The 2,608-nt window shown below is 64.5% G+C and carries 2 protein-coding genes; both read left to right on the forward strand.

The genetic code is table 11. The features are described from left to right. The coding region (locus PM2_RS29290) for a phosphopantetheine-binding protein (protein ID WP_042132642.1) at nucleotides 1-706 on the forward strand (706 nt) is incomplete at its 5' end. 11 nt (nucleotides 707-717) lie between these two features. After that, nucleotides 718-2,608 (forward strand): condensation domain-containing protein (locus PM2_RS29295; RefSeq protein ID WP_042132643.1); only part of this gene is annotated, 1,891 nt, incomplete at its 3' end.

Consider the following 2,608-nt stretch of genomic DNA (forward strand, 5'->3'; position numbering starts at 1 on the left):
TTACCGGGCCGACGGGGTGATCGACTACAAGGGCCGCCTCGATCACCAAGTGAAAATCCGCGGGCTGCGCATCGAGCTGGGCGAGATCGAGACGCGCCTGCTCGAACAGCCGAGCGTGCGCGAGGCGGTGGTGCTGGACATCGACGGGCCGGGTGGCAAGCAACTGGCCGCGTACCTGGTCATGGCCGGCGACGTGCCGAGCGACCCACAGCAACAGCACGCGCTGCGCGGCGAACTGCGCGAGCACCTCAAGCTCGGCCTGGCCGACTACATGGTCCCGACCCACTTGCTGTTCCTTGAACGCCTGCCGGTGACGGCCAACGGCAAGCTGGACCGCAAGGCCCTGCCCAAGCCCGACGCCAGCGTGCTGCAGGACAGCTACGTGGCCCCGTGCAGCGAGCTGGAACGGCAGGTCGCGGCGATCTGGGCAGACGTGCTGAAGCTCGAAAGGGTCGGCCTGAACGATGGCTTCTTCGCCCTGGGTGGCCATTCGCTGTCGGCCACCCAGGTGATCGTGCGTGTTCGCGAGGCGACAGGCATCGACGCCACCTTGAAGGAGCTGTTCGAGCATCCCCTGCTGGCGGATTTCTCGCGTCGCCTCGAAGAGAAAAATCAGCAAATCGATCCGATTCAGGCAGAACTGGCTAAATCGCTGGAGGCGCTCAAACGTCTAACCACGGAGGAAATTGATGAACTGATTTCATAGGGGATACATCAGTGCAAGCGTTGCTCGACTCCGTCAAATCGTTGTCCACCAAAGAGCGTCACGCTCTGGCCATGCTCCTGAAGCGTCAGGGAATCAACTTGTACGGAGTCGCGCCGATCCCTGCGAGAGCGCCGGGGGAGGCGCTGGCGTTGTCCTACGCCCAGCAGCGGCAATGGTTTCTCTGGCAAATGGACCCCCAGGGCAGCGCATACAACATTCCGGTCGCCCTGCGTCTGAAGGGCGATCTTGACCTGCAGGCGCTGCAGGCCAGCTTCGATGCCCTGATCGCGCGGCACGAAACCCTGCGTACCACCTTTCACCTCGACAGTGACCAGCCGGTGCAGGTGATTCACCCCGAAGCGCCTGTCGAGCTGGTCATCGATACACTCAAGGCAGTCGATGCCGATGCCAGCGCGGCATTGAAGGCATGGGTCGAGCAGGAAGTTCAGCAGCCATTCGACCTGGAGCAGGGGCCCTTGCTGCGGGTCAAGCTGTTGCGTCTGGCGGCGGATGACCATGTACTGGTGCTGACCCTGCACCACATCGTCTCCGATGGCTGGTCGACACCGATCATGGTCGACGAGCTGGTGCGTTTCTACGAGGCCGGCAACTCCGGGCACGCGCTGCAATTGCCGCCGCTCCCTGTGCAGTATGCCGACTACGCGTTGTGGCAACGGCAGTTCATGGAAGCGGGCGAACGCGAGAAGCAACTGGGCTACTGGACGGCCCATCTGGGGGATGAACAGCCGGTACTGGAGTTGCCGCTGGACCGCCCGCGCGGTGCAGTGCAGAGCCATGCAGGGGCACGCCTCGACATCGCCATTGCCGATGCGCTGGCAGATTCGCTGAAGCAGTTGGCCAAGCGCCAGGGCGTGACCCTGTTCACCTTGCTGCTGGCAAGCCTCCAGGCGTTGCTGCACCGCTACAGCGGGCAGAACGACATCCGTGTCGGCGTCCCGATCGCCAACCGCACTCGCAGCGAAGTCGAGGGGCTCATCGGCTTCTTCGTCAACACCCAGGTCCTCAAGGCCGAATTCGACCTGAGCACCACCTTCGACGCGCTGGTCGCGCAAGTTCACCAGGCCGGGCTCGGCGCACAGGCGCATCAGGACCTGCCGTTCGAGCAACTGGTCGAAGCCTTGCAGCCAGAGCGCAGCCTCAGCCATAGCCCGTTGTTCCAGGTGATGCACAACCACGGCAGCGAAGGTAGGGGCCACACGCGGCGCCTGCCAGGCCTGACCCTGGAAGCGCTCGACTGGGAAATCCATACCACCCAGTTCGACCTTGCATTGAACACTGTCGAGCATGAACACGGCATCGGTGCGTTCCTGACCTACGCAACGGCCTTGTTCGATGAAGCCACCATCGCCCAGCTCGCCGGGCACTGGCAGGCCCTGTTGGCCGCCATCGTCGCCCAGCCGCAGCAGCGCATCGCCGAGCTGCCGCTGTTGAATGCCGCGCAGCAGCAACAGGTGGTCTACGACTGGAACCGCACCCACGCCGACTACCCGCTGGAGCAGTGCCTGCAGCAACTGATCGAGGCGCAAGTCGCCGCCACCCCGGACGCGCCGGCGCTGGTGTTTGCCGAACAGGCCCTGAGCTACCGTGAGCTGAACCGGCGCGCCAACCAGCTGGCACACAAGCTGCGCGAACAGGGCGTGGGGCCGGACGTGCTGGTGGGCATTGCCGCCGAGCGCAGCGTGGACATGGTCATCGGCCTGCTGGGCATCCTCAAGGCCGGTGGCGCCTATGTGCCGCTGGACCCGGAATACCCGGCCGAGCGCCTGGCCTACATGATGCAGGACAGCGGCATCGGCCTGCTGCTGACGCAAGCTCACCTGCTGGCGCAGTTGCCGGTGCCCGAAGGTGTGCAGCCACTGCTGCTCGAACCGCTGCCGGGTT

The sequence above is a fragment of the Pseudomonas monteilii NBRC 103158 = DSM 14164 genome (genome assembly GCF_000730605.1).
GTDB lineage: Bacteria > Pseudomonadota > Gammaproteobacteria > Pseudomonadales > Pseudomonadaceae > Aquipseudomonas > Aquipseudomonas monteilii.